Genomic DNA, 17,584 nt, shown 5'->3' on the forward strand with positions numbered 1-17,584 from the left:
CCGGGGGAACCGGGCGAAACAATAAAACAAGGGGCTATAGCTCAGTTGGTAGAGCGCCTGCATGGCATGCAGGAGGTCAGGAGTTCAATTCTCCTTAGCTCCACAGTAATAGAAGGCGGATCGTCCTCACGGACGGTCCGCCTTCGGCGTGTTCCGGAGCACAGACATGCGCGGACGGGGCGGCGGGTCACCCGGCTCGGGTGACCCGCCGCCCCGTCCGCGCTCAGCGGCCCAGCGCGCGCCGGCCGCGCCCCTGGGAGAGGACCGGCAGATTGCGCGACGGTGCCTGCCCGCGCGTGTCCTCCTCGATGCGCAGGGCGAGTGCCGGGCAGCGGCGCACCGCGCGCAGCGCCTTCGCCTCCGCGTAGCGCGGCACCTGCGCCTGGGCGACGGTCGGGAAGCCGTCGGCGCCCAGCTCGAACACCTCAGGGAGGATGTCCGCGCACAGTCCGTGGCCCCGGCAGAGTGTCCAGTCGACGTAGATCTTCTGGCGGCTGGCGCCGGTTTCCTCGGGCTCTGTGCCGCCCGTGACGCCCGCAGGGGCCCTGCCTCCCTCGAAGAGCGGCAGAACGCCCTCCACGGGCCGTCCGCAGCCGTTTCCGAGGACATGCGCGGCCAGGTCGTCGGTGAACGCCTTGATGGTCGACTCCAGGAACATCGCCGAGCCGTCCGGGTGCGAACACGCCCCGCGCCGCTTCACGTTCTTCGCGACCTGCTTCAGCGCCTCCAGGGCGGCCGGTCCGCCGCCGTTCAGGATGTCCTCCAGGCCGCGTGCGGCGGCGGGCAGTCCGAGGTAGCAGGGGCCGCACTGGCCGGCGCTCTCCTCGGCCAGCCACTGCGCCACCCGCAGCGACTCGCCGAGCGGGCACGTCTCCTGGCTGATCGGCAGGATCGCGCCCGCCCCCAGGGAACCGCCCACGGCGTCCAGCGAGTTGCGCGAGACGATCGCCTCGTTGACGGTGGCCGCGTCGATCCACTTGCCGTGATAGCCGCCGGTCAGCACGCCCTGCGGCACCGGCGGGGCGCCCGCGAGCTGGAGCACGTAGCGCAGCGGCACGCCGGTGGGGACCTCGATCACCATCGGCCGGGCGACCGCGCCGGACACGGTGAGCATCACGGTGCCCGGTTCGTCGTACAGGCCGGTGTTGCCGTAGCGCTCCGGGCCGATGCGGGCGGCGATGGCCAGCTGCGCGAAGGTCTCCGCGTTCGACAGCAGGGTGGGCGCCCCGCCGACGCCGCTCTGCGAGGCGCTGATCTTGCGGCCGGGGGGAACCGCCGGGCCCCCGTCGATCGAGCGGATCAGCGAGGCGGCGGCGCCGGTGACCATCCGCACCGGATTGCGCTGCACCCACGCGCGTAGCGCCGATCTCCGGCTGTTGCTCAGACCGCGCTCGGCCAGCGCGGCCTCCATGGAGCGCTGGGTGGACTCCCGGGTGACGCCGATGACGAGCGTGCGCGCGCCGAGTGCCTCGGCACACAGCAGCGCGCCGTCCAGGATCAGGTGCGGGGCACGGTTGATGAGGACGGTGTCCTTGCGGCAGGCCGGTTCGTCCTCGCTGCCGTTGACCACCACGACCGGACGCACCCCGCGCTTGATCGCCGACTCGGCGACCGAGCGCAACTTCTTGTGGAAGGGGAAGCCGGCGCCGCCGCGGCCCTTGAGGTTGATGCGTTCGGCGAGCTGGGCGAGCTGTTCGCCGCCGAGCGGGTCGAGCGGCCCGTGCACCTTCAGGTGCATGGGCAGGTCGAGCCGCTCCACAAGGTCGAAGCCCGACGTGAGCTGGGGAAGTCCGACCACACGGACTTCGGGGACGTCGGGCAGGGCCTCGTTCACTTAAAAGCCTCCGGAAGGCGTGTTCCAAGGTTCGCCCGAACCCGGCGTGTCGTAGGACGAGCCGGGCAGCGTTTCGGTGGCGGGACCGCTGTTGAACGTGTCACTCGGGTTGTACGTGCCGTAGAGGCCGTTTGTCTCACCGGTGTCGTACACGTCACTTCCGCCGTATCCGACCGTGCCCGTATTGCCGTAGACCGGGATGGTGTATCCGGTGTCCTGGAGCGGGTCGTAGGCGGACGGCGGGGCCTCGCCGACCGGGGGCGGGGACGGGATCGGCCAGCTGCCCGAGGTGCTGGAGGGGCCGTCCACGCGTGGCATGGCCTCCGTGGCCTGGAGATCCAGCGGCAGGTCCATACGGGCCGTCTGGGCGGCCGTGAAGGGCTGCTGGGGGCGGCCCGGCGTGGACACCGCGCGGTAGGCGGCCGCGAAGCCGGAGGCGGGCTCGGCGGCCGGGGTCTGGTAGAGCGGGGCGGCCGCCGTGGCGGCGGGTGAGGGCTGCGGCTCGCGACGGGCCTCGAAGCCGGACAGCCCGGACGCGGCCACCCGGGAGCGGTTCGCGTCCAGCTCGTCGAGCCCGGGCCGCTCCGAGCTGCCGAACAGGGCCACCAGCCGGTCGGCGACCTTGCGCTTGAAGGGCCGCGGGGCCGAGCGCAGCGCGAGGGCGCCCATGACGCCCAGTAGAGACAGGCTGTAGAGGATCACGAAGATCGGTTTGGCCGAGCGACCCGCGTAGAGGCCGTGCACGAGCGCCGCGCACCAGGCCGGGTAGGCCAGCATGTGCATGGCCCGCCAGCGGGCGGCGACCGGGGCGGGGGTGGCGAAATTGCTGCGCAGCGCGCCGGTGACACCCACGAAGATCATCAGCAGGCCCGCGAGCGAGCCGAGCCCGATCAGGCCGGCGATTCCGGAGACGCCGAGCGAGAACGGGATGAGCGCGGCGATCAGCTCGGTGTGGCCGAGCGCGATCTTCGTGGTGATGTGCAGCAACAGGAACGCGATCGAGGCGACCGCGGTCGTCCGGTGCACCGCCTGTCCGATGATCCGCTGCCGTGTGTTCAGGAAGATCCGGTCCTGGGCGAACAGGCCCCAGATCACCGAGCAGCTCAGCGAGACGAGAGACAGCACGCCTGCGCCGAAGTTCAGGAACTCGCGGAACTGGCTGCCTCCGACCAGCACGGCCACGGGTATGAGCAGCAGGACGACAGCTGACGCCACCCCATAGGCCGAGCGGCCCGGTTTGGGGAGCGAACTGGTACTACGACGAGGGTTCATGGGGGCAACTCCGAGCAGTTTCGGGAAAGCGGTCCCGCTGCCGCACTCTAAGTGGCGCCATACCAATCAGTACGGGGTTTGAGTTATTGCGTTGTTATCAACGGACAATGCGACTGGGGCGATGTCCCTTAGTGGACGGTACGCGAAGTAATCTTTGACCTTTGTTCAGCTTCGGTGGGCTACGTGACATGTCCACCAGGCATACGGAAGCGCGTCGCGGCTTGCTCAAGGGCTGCGGTACCCTAGCGCCATGCGTGCCGTACGCCTTCTGCTTAGCGGGCCGCGCTGATCAGTACCGACCCCGGTCCAGCCGTGAGGTCGGCATCGGCGCGGCGTCCCCTCCTGTGCGAGGGGTTTTTTCATTTCCGCAGGCAGAGACGATCGATGGAGCTTTGAGGATCATGAGCGAGACGAACCCCGCTGCCACCGCCGAGGTGGCTGCGCCGCACCGCTACACGGCCGCCATGGCAGCCGAGATCGAGGCACGCTGGCAGGACTTCTGGGACGTCGACGGCACCTACGCGGCGCCGAATCCCAAGGGTGACCTGGCGGGCGACGCGGAGCTGGTCGCCAAGCCCAAGAAGTTCATCATGGACATGTTCCCGTACCCCTCCGGTGCGGGCCTGCACGTCGGCCACCCGCTGGGCTACATCGCCACCGACGTCTACGCCCGGTTCCAGCGCATGACCGGCCACAACGTCCTGCACACCCTGGGTTTCGACGCCTTCGGCCTGCCCGCCGAGCAGTACGCCGTGCAGACCGGCACGCACCCGCGCGTCTCCACCGAGGCCAACATCGAGAACATGAAGGCCCAGCTGCGCCGGCTGGGCCTGGGCCACGACAAGCGCCGGTCGTTCGCCACGATCGACCCGGAGTACTACAAGTGGACCCAGTGGATCTTCGTTCAGATCTTCAACTCCTGGTACGACGACGAGGCGCGCAAGGCCCGCCCGATCTCCGAGCTGATCGCCCAGTTCGAGTCCGGTGAGCGCGCGATCGAGGGCACCACGCGCGCGTGGAACGCGCTGACCGCCGCCGAGCGCGCCGACGTCCTGGGCGAGTACCGCCTGGCCTACGCCTCCGACGCGCCCGTCAACTGGTGCCCGGGTCTGGGCACCGTGCTGGCCAACGAGGAGGTCACCGCCGACGGCCGTTCCGAGCGCGGCAACTACCCGGTCTTCAAGGCCAAGCTGCGCCAGTGGAACATGCGCATCACCGCCTATGCCGACCGGCTGCTGGAGGACCTGGAGGAGCTGGACTGGCCCGAGGCCATCAAGCTGCAGCAGCGCAACTGGATCGGCCGCAGCGAGGGCGCCCGCGTCGACTTCCCGATCGACGGCGAGCGCATCACGATCTTCACCACCCGCCCGGACACCCTGTTCGGCGCCACCTACATGGTGCTGGCGCCCGAGCACCCGCTGGTCGACAAGTTCACCCCCGCGGCGTGGCCCGAGGGCACGCACGAGGTGTGGACCGGCGGCCACGCCACCCCGGCCGAGGCCGTCGCCGCCTACCGCGCACAGGCCGCCTCCAAGTCCGACGTCGAGCGGCAGGCCGAAGCCAAGGACAAGACCGGCGTCTTCACCGGCGCGTTCGCGACCAACCCCGTCAACGGCGAGCGGATCCCGGTCTTCATCGCCGACTACGTCCTGATGGGCTACGGCACCGGCGCGATCATGGCCGTCCCGGGGCACGACAGTCGCGACTTCGCCTTCGCGCGCGCCTTCGAGCTGCCGATCCGCTGCGTGGTCGAGCCGACCGACGGCCGCGGTACCGACCCGTCCACCTGGGACGACGCCTTCGTCTCCTACGACGCGAAGATCGTCAACTCCGACAGCGACGACGTGAGGCTGAACGGCCTGGGCGTGGCCGACGCCAAGGCCCGCATCACCGAGTGGCTGGCCCGCAAGGGCATCGGCGAGGGCACCGTCAACTTCCGGCTGCGGGACTGGCTGTTCAGCCGCCAGCGCTACTGGGGCGAGCCCTTCCCGATCGTCTACGACGAGGACGGCATCGCCCACGCGCTGCCCGAGTCGATGCTGCCGCTGGAGCTGCCCGAGGTCGAGGACTACAGCCCGCGCACCTTCGACCCGGACGACGCCGACACCCAGCCCGAGACGCCGCTGTCGCGCAACGAGGACTGGGTCAACGTCACCCTGGACCTGGGCGACGGCCCCAAGAAGTACCGCCGCGAGACCAACACCATGCCCAACTGGGCCGGCTCCTGCTGGTACGAGTTCCGTTACCTGGACCCGCACAACGAGCAGCGGCTGGTCGACCCGGAGATCGAGCAGTACTGGATGGGTCCGCGCGAGGGCCAGCCGCACGGTGGCGTCGACCTGTACGTCGGTGGTGCCGAGCACGCCGTGCTGCACCTGCTGTACGCGCGCTTCTGGTCCAAGGTCCTGTACGACCTGGGGCACGTCTCCTCCGCGGAGCCGTTCCACAAGCTGTTCAACCAGGGCATGATCCAGGCCTACGTCTACCGTGACAGCCGGGGCATCGCGGTGCCGGCCGCCGAGGTGGAGGAGCGCGACGGCGCCTACTACCACCAGGGCGAGAAGGTCAGCCGCCTGCTGGGCAAGATGGGCAAGTCCCTGAAGAACGCGGTGACTCCGGACGAGATCGCCGCCGAGTACGGCGCCGACACGCTGCGCCTGTACGAGATGGCGATGGGCCCGCTGGACGTCTCCCGCCCGTGGGACACACGCGCGGTGGTCGGCCAGTTCCGGCTGTTGCAGCGGCTGTGGCGCAACATCGTCGACGAGACCACCGGCGAGGTCACCGTGACCGACGCCGAGCCGGACGAGGAGACCCTGCGCGCCCTGCACAAAGCCATCGACGGCGTGCGCCAGGACCTGGAGGGCCTGCGCTTCAACACCGCCATCGCCAAGGTCACCGAGCTGAACAACCACCTGACCAAGGCCGGTGGCCCGGTGCCGCGGTCCGTGGCCGAGCCGCTGGTGCTGATGATCGCCCCGCTGGCCCCGCACATCGCCGAGGAGCTGTGGCGCAAGCTGGGCCACACCGACTCGGTCGTCCACCGGGACTTCCCGGTCGCCGACCCGGCCTACGTCGTCGACGAGACCGTGACCTGCGTCGTGCAGATCAAGGGCAAGGTCAAGGCCCGTCTGGAGGTGCCGCCCGCCATCTCCGACGAGGAGCTGGAGAAGGTGGCGCTGGCCGACGAGAAGGTCGTCGCGGCGCTGGGCGGCGCGGGCATCCGCAAGGTGATCGTGCGGGCGCCGAAGCTGGTGAACATCGTTCCGGCGTGATGACCGGGCGCCGGGCGCGGCCGGCGTCGGGGTAGCCCCTTACGGGCAGGTTCGGGGTTCTTCCGGAACCCCGTGCCTGCCCGCAGCGTTTACCGTGGAGAGCACAGCGGCTCGCGCCGTACCGACCGGAGGAGGAGCGTCATGGAAGTTGTGCTGACCGTGTTCGCCCTGCTCTTCCTGCTCTTCGTCGGTCTGGGCGCGTACGCCACGGTCAAGGCGGTCGGTGCCGCCAAGCGCGGAGTGGACCGGACCATCGCGCAGGCCCGCCGCACGGTCGAGGACCACACCCTGCGTGCCAAGTCCTTCGCCCAGATCGGCCCGGCCGGCGAGATCGCCCAGCTGCGGCTCGCGCTGCGCGCCTCCATGCGTGCCACCCAGGACGCGCTGCACGCCGGCGCGGCCGAGGACGAGTCGCTGAAGGAGTCCCTCGGCCTCTTCGAGCGGCTCAGCGCGCACGGACACGAGCTGGACGCGGACCTCAAGCGTCTGGAGTCCGAGCCGGACCGGGCCACGCTCGCCGCGCGCCTGCCCGAGCTGCGCAGCCGCACGGAGCGCATCACCAACTCTGCGGACTCCCTGCGGTGGGCCGTCCGCGACCGGGCCAGCCGGTTCGCCGAGGACGATCTGAGCACCCTCAGCGCGCAGATCGACATCGAAGCGGGCGCCCTGCGCCACTGGGCGCGCACCGAGCCCGGCCAGGCGCCCCCGAAGTGGCCCGACGCGCCTTCTCCCGCCGACGGCCCGGCCGCGGAGCAGACCCGGCCGAAGGCGCCCGGGGCCACTGCCGAGGAGCCCGCTCCCGATGCCATCGCCCCGTCCTCATGGCGTGCCGGCTTCCCGTGGCAGAAGAAGCCCCGCCCCGAGAGCACTACATGAGCGGGTCGCTCCAGAGCCGCTCCACAGGGGCCGGGCTGCCAAGCGAGCACTACGCCAGGTAACCTCCAGCTCATGTCCCGCCATGTCGCGATCGTCACCGATTCCACGGCCTACCTGCCGCCCCGGACGATGGAGCGTCACGGCATCACCGCGGTACCGCTGACCGTCGTCCTCGGCGACCAAGCCCTCGAAGAGGGCACCGAGATCTCGACCCGCTCCCTGGCCCAGGCGCTGCAGAAACGGCGCTCCGTCACCACCTCCCGGCCCAGCCCCCAGGTCTTCGCGGAGACCTACCGCAGGGTCGCCGAGTCCGGCGCCCGCGGCATCGTCTCCCTGCACCTGTCCGCCGAGTTGTCCGGCACCTACGACGCGGCGGTCCTCGCGGCGCGCGAAGCACCGGTGCCGGTACGGGTGGTGGACACCGGGATGGTTGCGATGGCGCTCGGCTTCTGCGCGCTCGCCGCGGCAGAGACCGCGGAGGCGGGCGGCACCGTGGACGAAGCCGTCACGGCCGCCGAGAAGCGGGCCGCGGGCACATCCGCCTACTTCTACGTCGACACCCTCGACTATCTCCGCCGCGGCGGCCGGATCGGAGCCGCGCAGGCGCTGCTGGGTTCCGCACTCGCCGTCAAACCGCTGCTCCAGCTGGACGGCGGCCGCATCGAGCTGCTCGAAAAGGTGCGTACGGCGTCCAAGGCGATCGCGCGCCTCGAGGAACTGGCAGCCGAGCGGGCGGGCAGCGCCGAGGTCGACATCGCTGTCCACCACCTCGCCGCCCCCGACCGGGCCGCCGCACTCGCCGACCGGCTGCGGGCCCGCGTCCCGGGCCTGGCCGACCTGCATGTCAGCGAGGTCGGGGCAGTGATCGGGGCACACACCGGCCCCGGGCTGCTGGGCGCGGTCGTCTCGCCTCGCTGACACAGCGAATCCCGGGCAGCTGCCCCCAGTTGGCTCGGGGTCGACCGGCCTCACTCGTGCGAGTGACGGAGTTTTCCACAACCGGGCGATCGTCCACCGGAATTCACCAAGATCATTGCGATGTGACGGAATGCCCCATCCTCGTCGCATGGCGCTTCGATCTCGTTCACGCACAGCAACTCCGACCAGCGGCCCCGGCCGTGGCCCCACCTCAGACGGCCGCACCCGCCACCGGCGCACCACCGAGCGCCGCCGCACCCCGCACCGCCCGCCCGCACCGGCGGACGAACTGCGCCGCCGGGCGGAACTCCTCTTCGGCGAACGGGCCGTGCAGTGGCGGGAGTCGGGCAACGCACCACCGGGCCCTGGCGGGCCCGCGAGTACGCCGACGGCGAGGGCAACGGGCCGGGCGCTCGGCCTGAGTCCGGCGAGGACAGCGACCGCGGCCGCACCCGAGCCGGGCACAACCTCGGCAGCCGAACCGGCCGGTGCAACCGGTCCGGCGCCGGTGCTGCGCATCACTGCGGAGCGCGAACCGGCCGATGCGGCGCGAGAGCCGGAGGCCGAGGAGTCCGCTGCCCCGGACTGGCGGGAGAGGGCCGGGTTGGCGCTGCGGGAGCGGATGCCGGTGTGGCTCCAGGCACGGTACGGAGTGGAGCGGCGGGGAGTCGTGGCGCTCGCCGTGGTGCTCGTGGCCGCCGCCGTGTTCGCCGTGCAGCACTTCTGGGTGGGCCGGCCCCAGTCCGTGAGCGCCCCTCAGGTCGTGCATGCGGCAGCGCCCTTCGCCGCGAAGGGTGAGGGTGGGACGCCGGGTGCGGCCGGTGGCGCTTCGGCGACGCCGGGCGGGCAGATCGTCGTGGACGTCAGCGGCAAGGTCCGGAATCCGGGGATCCGGCGGCTGCCGGCCGGCGCCCGGGTGGCCGACGCGCTGCGGGCGGCGGGCGGGGTCCGGCCGGGTGTGAGCACGGAGGGACTCAACCGCGCCCGCTTCCTGGTCGACGGCGAACAGGTCGTCGTCGGCGCCCCGGCCGGAGTCGCCGCTCAGCCCGGCCCGGCAGCCGGGTCACTCGCCGGACCCACCGGCACGGGCCCGGCCGCACCGGTCTCCCTCAACACGGCCACCGCGGACCAGCTCGACACCCTGCCCGGAGTCGGCCCGGTACTGGCGCAGCACATCATCGACTACCGCACCCGGCACGGCGGTTTCCGCTCGGTGGACGAACTGCGCGAGGTCAACGGCATCGGCGACCGCCGGTTCACCGATCTGCGTGCGTTGGTACGGCCATGAGCCGCGTGCTCGACAGGGCCGGCCCGCGCACTGGGCCTGAGCAGCCCGCGACCGCGCACCCAGGCCGGAGCGACCCCATGGACCTCCGCCTGGTGCCGCCCGCGCTCGTGGCCTGGGCCACGGCGGCCCTGACTCTGGACGCACCAGCGGCCTGGACCGCCGGGACCGCCGTCGTCTGCCTGGCCTGCGGGCTTCTCCTGCTGTCGGTGCGACGGCCGGGACGGGGCGGGCGAGCCGCACGGGGCGGGCAACCCGGCTGGGGCGTGGGCGTCCGACGAGCCCCGCGGGCCGGCTGGGCCGTGGGCGCCGGACGAGCCGGGCAGGCTGGGCGCGTCGGGCCGGTTGGGCCGAGTCCGCGAGGAGAGGCGGCACGCCCGGGGCGAGAAGGAGGGGCGAGGTGGGCTGGGTGGGTGCGTGGCCGGTTCGGCTGGGCGCGGGCCGCCGTCGCCGCGGTGCTGCTCTGTGCCGCAGCGGCAGCCGCGTCCGCCGGGCTGCACGGGGCTGACGTGCGGCGTGGGCCGGTGCCCGACCTGGCCCGGCGGTTCGCGACCGTCACCGCGGAGGTCGAGATGACCGGCGACCCCTGGCTGAGCAGGCCCCGGGTGCGCGGCGATCGTGCGGCGCCCGTGGCGGTGCTGGCGAGGGCCGAGCTGCGGAGCATCGAGGAGGCCGACGGGCGGCGTGAGCGGATCCGGACGCCCGTGCTGCTGATCGTCGACGCGGACGTTCCGGCACCTGACGGGAGTGCCGAGGGGACCCGGAACGCCGAGCTGCCGCCGACCGCCGCTGAGCAGCCGGCGCACGGCGGGCGTGCCGCCTGGCTCGGGCTGCTGCCCTCCACGCGGCTTCAGGTGGCCGGACGGCTGGCGCCCGCGCAGACGGGTGGTGACCGGACCGCGGCCGTGCTGCGGGTGCGCGGTCGGCCGGAGCCGCGGATCGTCGCGGGGCCGAACAGGGCGCAACGGCTGGCGGGGCGGCTCAGAGCCGGCCTCCGGGACGCCACCGAAGACCTGCCCGGAGACGCGCGGGCGCTGCTTCCCGGGCTGGTCGTCGGGGACACCTCGCGGATCACGCCCGAGCTGGACGACGCCTTCAAGGCCACGGACCTGACGCACACGCTCGCCGTCTCCGGCAGCAATCTCACGGTCCTGCTGGCGCTGCTCATCGGACCGCCCGGCCTGGCCCAACGGGCCGAACGCCGTGGCCTGGCCCCACGCCTGGGGCTCTCCCTGCGGGCGACCGCCCTGCTCGCGGGAGCGCTCACGCTGGGCTTCGTGATGGTCGCCCGGCCCGACCTCAGCGTCCTGCGGGCTGCCGCCTGTGGCGGGGTCGCGCTGCTCGCCCTGGCCACCGGGCGGCGCCGATCCCTGGTCCCGGCCCTGGCCACGGCCGTCCTGCTGCTGGTGCTGTACGACCCGTGGCTGGCCCGCAGTTACGGCTTCCTGCTGTCCGTACTGGCCACCGGCGCACTGCTGGTGCTGGCGCCTGGCTGGAGCGAGGCGTTGCGCCGGCGCCGGGTGCCCCCGAGGCTCGCCGAGGCGCTGGCGGCGGCTGCCGCCGCGCAGGCCGTGTGCGCACCGGTCGTGGCGGTGCTGTCGGCCCGGGTGAGCCTGGTGGCGGTGCCGTGCAACCTGCTGGCCGAGGTGGCGGTGGCGCCGGCCACGGTGCTGGGGTTCGCGGCGCTCGCGACGGCGCCGTGGGCCATGCCGGTCGCCAAGGCGCTGGCCTGGTGCGCGGGTTGGCCGGCGGGGTGGATCGCCGGAGTGGCCCGGGCCGGGGCGGCGCTGCCCGGCGCCGGAGTGGACTGGCCGGGAAGCTGGCCGGGGGCACTGGCCCTCGCGGCGGTCACCGTGGCCGTCGTCCTGGCCGGCCGGAGGCTGCTGCGGCACCCGGGGTGGGCCGTGCTCGTCGTGCTGCTGGTCGTGGTGCTGGTGACGCGGCCGGTGCCGCTGACCCGAGTGATCACGGGCTGGCCGCCACCGGGCTGGCGTTTCGCGATGTGTGATGTCGGACAGGGCGACGCGACCGTGCTGGCGGCGGGCGAGGGTGCCGGGGTGGTCGTGGACGCCGGGCCGGATCCGGCCCTGGTCGATGACTGCCTGCGGCAGCTGGGCATCACTCGCGTTCCCCTCCTCGTCCTCACCCACTTCCACGCCGACCATGTGGCGGGCCTGCCCGGCGTCCTGCGGGGCCGCTCGGTGGCCGCGATCGAGACCACGGGCTTCCCGGAACCGGCGGACCAGGCCGAGTTCGTCCGAAGGCAGGCCGCTGAACGGCACATCCCGGTCACGACGGCTGTCGCGGGAGAGGAACGGCGCACCGGACCGCTCACCTGGCGGGTCCTGTGGCCTCCTCCACAGAGCCCGCCACTGTCCTCCGGCGCACAGCTGTCCCCCGGGAGCCGGCTGTCCTCAGGCACCCGGGTGCCCCCGGTCCGGCCGGGCGCCGGCTTCGAGCCCGAGGGTCCGAACGACGCCAGCGTCGCGCTGCTCGTGCGTACGGGCGGGCTGCGGCTGCTGTTGCTCGGCGACCTCGAACCCCCGGCCCAGCAGGCGTTGCTGCGGTCCCCGGCGGCGGCCGGGCTGGCCAGAGTGGACGTCCTGAAGGTGGCCCATCATGGCTCGGCCTATCAGGACCCGGAGCTGACAAGGCTCGCTGCGCCCAGGGTGGCGCTCGTCTCCGCCGGCGTCGGCAACCCCTATGGCCACCCGGCACCGGCAACCCTGGCCGCGCTGCGGGCCGGCGGCGCGGTGGTCCTGCGCACCGACCGGGACGGGGCGCTCGCGGTCGGCGGGACCGGAGGGAAGGACGGGGAGATCCGGGTGACGAGAGAGGACTAGGAGGACAGCGATGCCCGGCGGTCGCCCAGACTGGGCTCATGAAATCAGCACAGTTGGACGCCTACCTCCGCAGGCTCGGAATCGCGCGCCCGCAGAGGCCCACCAGCGAGGCGCTGCGCGAGCTGCACCTGCGTCATCTGCTGACCGTCCCCTTCGAGAACCTGTCGGTCCACCTCGGAGAGGAGATCGCCCTGGACGAGAAGCGGCTGCTGGACAAGGTGACCGAGGCCCGCAGGGGCGGCTTCTGCTACGAACTCAACGGCGCGTTCGGGACGTTGCTCACCGCCCTCGGGTACCAGGCGGAGCTGCTCGCGGGGCGTGTGTACGGCGACGAGGGGCGGCTCGGGATCCCTTACGACCATCTCGCGCTGCGGGTGCGAACGGCGGAGGGGGACACCTGGCTCGCCGATGTCGGGTTCGGGGCGCACAGCCACTACCCGCTGGCCCTGGCGGAACGCGGGGAGCAGGACGACCCCGGTGGGAGCTTCCAGGTGGCGGACGCCGGGCCGGATCCGGCCGGGATACGCGGCGGGGACGCGCCGGGCGCCGGGGACCTGGACGTCCTGCGGGACGGCAAGCCGCAGTACCGGCTGGAGACCCGGCCCCGGGTGCTCGGTGACTTCGCTGCCGGCGCCTGGTGGCACAGCACCTCGCCGCAGTCGCACTTCACCCGGTCGCTGGTCTGTTCACGGGTCACCGAGGACGGCGGGCGGATCACGCTCAGCGGGCGCAGGCTGAAGACGACCGGCGCGGACGGCACGCACGAGGCGCGGGAGCTGGAGACGGACGAGGAGGTGCTGGCGGTCTACCGGGAGTCGTTCGGGATCGAGTTGAGCTGTGTACCGACTGTGCGAAACCCTGACCCGCGCGCCTGATTCGACGTCGACGTGCAGATCGTGCCCAAAGGCTGACGGCGAGGGCCCGGGGCACGCGCTCGGCGCGAGGACCGGGATACGGCACCAGCACCAGAGCTGACCTCGCCTTTCGGGGCCCGCCCGGTGCCGGAGAATGGGCCCGTGAGCGATGTGAGACACGTGCTGGTGCTGCCCGACCGCGACGCCGCCGAGGAGGCGGCCGAGGCGCTGAGGGAGCGGTTCGGCATCGACGAGGAACCCCGGCTCGTCCGGGACGCTCTGGCCGGCGAGGACGATGCCGAGGACGCCCAGTGGCTGGTGGTCCTGCGGGACGAGGACGAGCGGCTCGACCCGGCCGAGCTGGACGCGTTCGCGGGGGAGTGGGACGGCTGGCGCGAGGAGCCGTGACCCCGACCCCGAGACGGGCTCGGGGCCCGCTCCGGGACCGGTCAGGGTGCCGGGGTCGGTTCGTTGTCAGTGCCGCGTGGGATGCTGTCAGTGATGGCCAGGAAGACTGCGAATGACGACCCTCTCGCCCCGGTGACACTCGCCGTGGGCCAGGAGGACCTCCTGCTCGACCGTGCCGTGCAGGAGGTGGTGGCCGCCGCCAAGGCCGCCGACACCGACACGGACGTACGTGACCTGACCCCGGACCAGCTCCAGCCCGGCACACTCGCCGAGCTGACGAGCCCGTCGCTCTTCGCCGAGCGCAAGGTCGTGGTCGTACGCAACGCGCAGGACCTGTCCGCCGACACGGTCAAGGACGTGAAGGCGTATCTCGGTTCGCCCGCCGAGGAGATCACGCTGGTGCTGCTGCACGCCGGCGGCGCCAAGGGCAAGGGGCTGCTGGACGCCGCGCGCAAGGCAGGGGCGCGGGAGGTGGCCTGTCCGAAGATGACCAAGCCGGCGGACCGGCTGGCCTTCGTGCGGGGGGAGTTCCGTTCGTTCGGGCGGTCGGCCACACCCGAGGCGTGCCAGACCCTCTGCGACGCCATCGGGAGTGACCTGCGGGAGCTGGCCTCGGCGGTCTCCCAGCTGGTCGCCGACGTGGAAGGGACGATCGACGAGGCGGTCGTCGGGCGGTACTACACGGGGCGTGCCGAGGCCTCCAGCTTCACGGTCGCCGACCGGGCCGTGGAGGGACGTACGGCGGAGGCGCTGGAAGCGCTCAGATGGTCGCTGGCCACGGGTGTGGCCCCAGTGATGATCACCAGCGCGCTGGCGCAGGGCGTGCGGGCGATCGGGAAGCTGTCCTCGGCCCGGGGTGGCCGCCCGGCCGATCTGGCGCGCGAGCTGGGTATGCCGCCGTGGAAGATCGACCGGGTCCGGCAGCAGATGCGGGGCTGGACGCCGGACGGGGTCGCGGTGGCGTTGCGGGCGGTCGCGGAGGCAGACGCGGGCGTGAAGGGCGGGGGCGACGACCCCGAGTACGCGTTGGAGAAGGCGGTCGTGGTGATCGCGCAGGCTGCCCGGTCCCGCGGGCGCGGGTAGCCGACCGGCTCCGCCGAAGTCCCGCCGCGGGCTCCGCCCCCGGAGCCCGGCCTCGCACTGCCCACCCCCCACCCGAGTCGGTGGCTCCCGACCGGCTCGGCAGCTCCCACCCGCCTCGGTGGCTCCGACCCCGACTCGGCAGGTCCCGACTCGGCAGGTCCCACCTCGGCAGTACCCACCTGAGCAATTCCGACCTAGGCAATTCCCACCTCGGATCGAAGCAGGGCAACCGAAAACCCCGGCAGCCGCCCTGGGGAAGGGCAAGGTGCCGGGGTCCTGGTTCACGCTGTTGGACTCGTACCCGCGTGGCGAACGCAGGCCGCGTACGAGTCCGAGGGTGCCGGGCGGGAGCGGATGAGAGAGGGCCCGCTCTGGGTCCGTCCGGCGGTCAGATCAGAAAGGAGTTCAGCCCTTGAGGGACGTGACCTTGGAAGCAAGCGCCGACTTCTTGTTGGCGGCCTGGTTCTTGTGGATGACGCCCTTCGAGACGGCCTTGTCGAGCGCACGCGCGGCAGCGCGCTGCAGCTCGGTGGCCTTCTCGACGTCACCCGCGGCAGCGGCCTCGCGAGCCTTGCGGATCGCGGTCTTCAGGGAGGACTTGACGGCCTTGTTGCGCAGCCGAGCCTTCTCGTTGGTCTTGATCCGCTTGATCTGGGACTTGATGTTCGCCACGAAGGAGCCTTTTCAGGTTCAGGTGCGGGGCCGCACGGGTCCCGTACCGGTGATCCAAAATTTTCTGTTGCGCCTCGCGCTGAGAGGGCATGAGGCACAGCCATCTACAGTACCAGTGGCCCTCCGGACGGCCCAAAACGGCCCCCGGTCCCTCCGCGTGGGACCATGGAGACTACGTAACGATCCGACCCGAGGCATAAGGCGCCTCAAGAGACAGGACCCTGCGTGCCCGCGACCCCTAACCATGTGCCCGAGCCGAGCCGTACCGCCCCGGCTCTGATCCGCAACTTCTGCATCATCGCGCACATCGACCACGGCAAGTCCACGCTCGCCGACCGGATGCTCCAGCTGACCGGTGTGGTCGAGCAGCGGCAGATGCGCGCTCAGTACCTCGACCGGATGGACATCGAGCGCGAGCGCGGCATCACGATCAAGTCCCAGGCGGTGCGTCTGCCCTGGGCCCCCACCGAGGGCCCCGACCAGGGCACGACCCACATCCTCAACATGATCGACACCCCGGGGCACGTCGACTTCACCTATGAGGTCTCGCGGTCGCTGGCCGCCTGCGAGGGGACCATCCTCCTCGTCGACGCCGCCCAGGGCATCGAGGCGCAGACCCTCGCCAACCTCTACCTGGCGATGGAGAACGACCTCACGATCATCCCGGTGCTGAACAAGATCGACCTGCCGGCCGCGCAGCCGGAGAAGTTCGCCGAGGAGCTGGCGAACCTGGTCGGCTGCGACCCGGCGGACGTGCTCAAGGTCTCCGCGAAGACCGGCCTCGGCGTCGACGCGCTGCTGAACAAGGTCGTCAAGGAGATCCCGGCGCCGGTCGGTGTCGCCGACGCCCCCGCCCGCGCGATGATCTTCGACTCGGTCTACGACTCGTACCGCGGCGTCGTGACGTACGTCCGTGTCATCGACGGCCAGCTCAACAGGCGCGAGCGGATCCGGATGATGTCCACCGGCGCCACGCACGAGCTGCTGGAGATCGGCACCAACTCGCCCGAGATGCTGCCGGCGGACGGCCTCGGCGTCGGTGAGGTGGGTTACCTCATCACCGGTGTGAAGGACGTCCGGCAGTCCAAGGTCGGTGACACCGTCACCAGCCAGCACAAGGGCGCCACCGAGGCCCTCGGCGGGTACAAGGACCCCAAGCCGATGGTCTTCTCCGGTCTGTACCCGCTGGACGGCTCCGACTACCCCGAGCTGCGCGAGGCCCTGGACAAGCTGCAGCTCAACGACGCCGCGCTGGTCTACGAGCCGGAGACCTCCGCCGCCCTCGGCTTCGGCTTCCGCGTCGGTTTCCTCGGGCTGCTGCACCTCGATGTGATCCGTGAGCGGCTGGAGCGCGAGTTCGGGCTCGATCTGATCGCCACCGCGCCCAACGTGGTCTACCGCGTGGTCATGGAGGACCGCAGCGAGCACATCGTCACCAACCCGAGCGAGTTCCCCGAGGGGAAGATCAGCGAGGTGTACGAGCCGGTCGTGCGCGCCACCATCCTGGCGCCGACCGAGTTCATCGGCTCGATCATGGAGTTGTGCCAGACCCGGCGCGGCACCCTGCTCGGCATGGACTACCTCTCCGAGGACCGGGTCGAGATCCGCTACACGCTCCCGCTCGCCGAGATCGTCTTCGACTTCTTCGACCAGCTGAAGTCGAAGACACGCGGTTACGCGTCGCTGGACTACGAGCCCACCGGCGAGCAGACCTCCAGCCTGGTCAAGGTGGACATCCTGCTGCACGGCGACAAGGTGGACGCCTTCTCGGCGATCACCCACAAGGACGCCGCGTACGCGTACGGTGTGCGGCTCGTCGCCAAGCTGCGCGAGCTCATCCCGCGGCAGGCCTTCGAGGTGCCGATCCAGGCCGCCATCGGTTCCCGGGTCATCGCCCGCGAGACCATCCGCGCCATCCGCAAGGACGTCCTCGCCAAGTGCTACGGCGGTGACATCTCCCGTAAGCGGAAGCTGCTGGAGAAGCAGAAGGAAGGCAAGAAGCGGATGAAGATGGTGGGTTCCGTGGAGGTTCCGCAGGAAGCCTTCATCGCCGTCCTGTCCAGCGATGACAGCGCGGGGTCGGCCAAGGGCAAGAAGTAACCAGAGGTAACAACCGGTTACGTCCGCAATCCGGGCATGTGGGGGCCCGCCGTACGAAAGTGCGGCGGGCCCTCGCGCGTGTGTGGCGTCGCTCTCGGTGAAAAGTGACAGGCCGTTGCCCCTTACGCAGCGGGCGGTCGCGCCTTACCCTGATGCCTGCTCGA

Annotated in this window: 12 protein-coding genes and 1 tRNA gene; 10 read left to right on the top strand and 3 right to left on the bottom strand. The window is 71.7% G+C overall.

The genetic code is table 11. From position 1 onward, the window contains the following. Window positions 1-30 precede the first annotated feature (30 nt). Window positions 31-103: transfer RNA gene (locus ACZ7DL_RS10360), tRNA-Ala, on the top strand. A 120-nt stretch (window positions 104-223) separates the two neighbouring features. Here the strand turns inward: ACZ7DL_RS10360 and ACZ7DL_RS10365 are convergent. Together ACZ7DL_RS10365 and ACZ7DL_RS10370 are read right to left on the bottom strand one after the other, a co-directional pair. Further along, the gene (locus ACZ7DL_RS10365; RefSeq protein ID WP_470773081.1) at window positions 224-1,834 is read right to left on the bottom strand and encodes an NADH-ubiquinone oxidoreductase-F iron-sulfur binding region domain-containing protein; all 1,611 of its coding nucleotides are present in this window, start codon (window positions 1,832-1,834) and stop codon (window positions 224-226) included. Further along, window positions 1,835-3,106 (bottom strand): cytochrome b/b6 domain-containing protein, encoded by a 1,272-nt coding sequence (locus ACZ7DL_RS10370; RefSeq protein ID WP_470773082.1) that lies wholly within the window; start codon window positions 3,104-3,106, stop codon window positions 1,835-1,837. Window positions 3,107-3,507: 401 nt separating this feature from the next. Here ACZ7DL_RS10370 and leuS point away from each other — a divergent pair, with 401 nt between their 5' ends. From leuS to holA, 8 genes are all read left to right on the top strand, one after another. Further along, on the top strand, window positions 3,508-6,381 hold the full coding sequence (leuS, locus tag ACZ7DL_RS10375) for a leucine--tRNA ligase (protein WP_470773085.1): 2,874 nt from the start codon (window positions 3,508-3,510) through the stop codon (window positions 6,379-6,381). Between the two features lie 141 nt (window positions 6,382-6,522). Beyond that, window positions 6,523-7,257 carry a hypothetical protein gene (locus ACZ7DL_RS10380; protein ID WP_470773086.1) on the top strand — a complete coding sequence of 245 codons (735 nt, stop codon included), beginning with the start codon at window positions 6,523-6,525 and terminating at the stop codon, window positions 7,255-7,257. A gap of 72 nt (window positions 7,258-7,329) precedes the next feature. Then, the gene (locus tag ACZ7DL_RS10385; protein WP_470773088.1) at window positions 7,330-8,175 is read left to right on the top strand and encodes a DegV family protein; all 846 of its coding nucleotides are present in this window, start codon (window positions 7,330-7,332) and stop codon (window positions 8,173-8,175) included. A gap of 148 nt (window positions 8,176-8,323) precedes the next feature. Then, window positions 8,324-9,463: a ComEA family DNA-binding protein gene (locus ACZ7DL_RS10390; RefSeq protein ID WP_470773091.1), complete on the top strand. Its 1,140-nt coding sequence runs from the start codon at window positions 8,324-8,326 to the stop codon at window positions 9,461-9,463. A gap of 77 nt (window positions 9,464-9,540) precedes the next feature. Next, window positions 9,541-12,303, top strand: a complete 2,763-nt coding sequence (locus ACZ7DL_RS10395; RefSeq protein ID WP_470773092.1) for a ComEC/Rec2 family competence protein — start codon at window positions 9,541-9,543, stop codon at window positions 12,301-12,303. A gap of 38 nt (window positions 12,304-12,341) precedes the next feature. After that, entirely contained in the window at window positions 12,342-13,178 is an 837-nt protein-coding gene (locus tag ACZ7DL_RS10400; RefSeq protein ID WP_470773094.1) for an arylamine N-acetyltransferase family protein, read from the top strand. Between the two features lie 141 nt (window positions 13,179-13,319). Beyond that, window positions 13,320-13,565, top strand: coding sequence for a hypothetical protein (locus ACZ7DL_RS10405; protein WP_470773096.1), 246 nt, complete (start codon window positions 13,320-13,322; stop codon window positions 13,563-13,565). 93 nt (window positions 13,566-13,658) lie between these two features. Continuing rightward, complete coding sequence (holA, locus tag ACZ7DL_RS10410) at window positions 13,659-14,648, top strand: DNA polymerase III subunit delta (RefSeq protein WP_470773098.1); 990 nt, start codon at window positions 13,659-13,661, stop codon at window positions 14,646-14,648. A 405-nt stretch (window positions 14,649-15,053) separates the two neighbouring features. On the opposite strand, the gene rpsT is transcribed toward holA, so the two are convergent. Next, entirely contained in the window at window positions 15,054-15,320 is a 267-nt protein-coding gene (rpsT, locus tag ACZ7DL_RS10415; protein WP_067006864.1) for a 30S ribosomal protein S20, read from the bottom strand. 225 nt (window positions 15,321-15,545) lie between these two features. Here rpsT and lepA point away from each other — a divergent pair, with 225 nt between their 5' ends. Continuing rightward, window positions 15,546-17,420 (top strand): translation elongation factor 4, encoded by a 1,875-nt coding sequence (gene lepA / locus ACZ7DL_RS10420; RefSeq protein ID WP_470773101.1) that lies wholly within the window; start codon window positions 15,546-15,548, stop codon window positions 17,418-17,420. Window positions 17,421-17,584 lie beyond the last annotated feature (164 nt).

The organism is Streptomyces sp. NPDC036984 (assembly GCF_055607665.1).

Bases quoted from the DNA above. Each gene is read 5' to 3' on its own strand.
- ACZ7DL_RS10370 (WP_470773082.1), bottom strand. From the start codon at position 3,106: ATGAACCCTCGTCGTAGTACCAGTTCGCTCCCCAAACCGGGCCGCTCG.
- leuS (WP_470773085.1), top strand. From the start codon at position 3,508: ATGAGCGAGACGAACCCCGCTGCCACCGCCGAGGTGGCTGCGCCGCAC.
- ACZ7DL_RS10380 (WP_470773086.1), top strand. From the start codon at position 6,523: ATGGAAGTTGTGCTGACCGTGTTCGCCCTGCTCTTCCTGCTCTTCGTC.
- ACZ7DL_RS10385 (WP_470773088.1), top strand. From the start codon at position 7,330: ATGTCCCGCCATGTCGCGATCGTCACCGATTCCACGGCCTACCTGCCG.
- ACZ7DL_RS10390 (WP_470773091.1), top strand. From the start codon at position 8,324: ATGGCGCTTCGATCTCGTTCACGCACAGCAACTCCGACCAGCGGCCCC.
- ACZ7DL_RS10395 (WP_470773092.1), top strand. From the start codon at position 9,541: ATGGACCTCCGCCTGGTGCCGCCCGCGCTCGTGGCCTGGGCCACGGCG.
- ACZ7DL_RS10400 (WP_470773094.1), top strand. From the start codon at position 12,342: ATGAAATCAGCACAGTTGGACGCCTACCTCCGCAGGCTCGGAATCGCG.
- holA (WP_470773098.1), top strand. From the start codon at position 13,659: ATGGCCAGGAAGACTGCGAATGACGACCCTCTCGCCCCGGTGACACTC.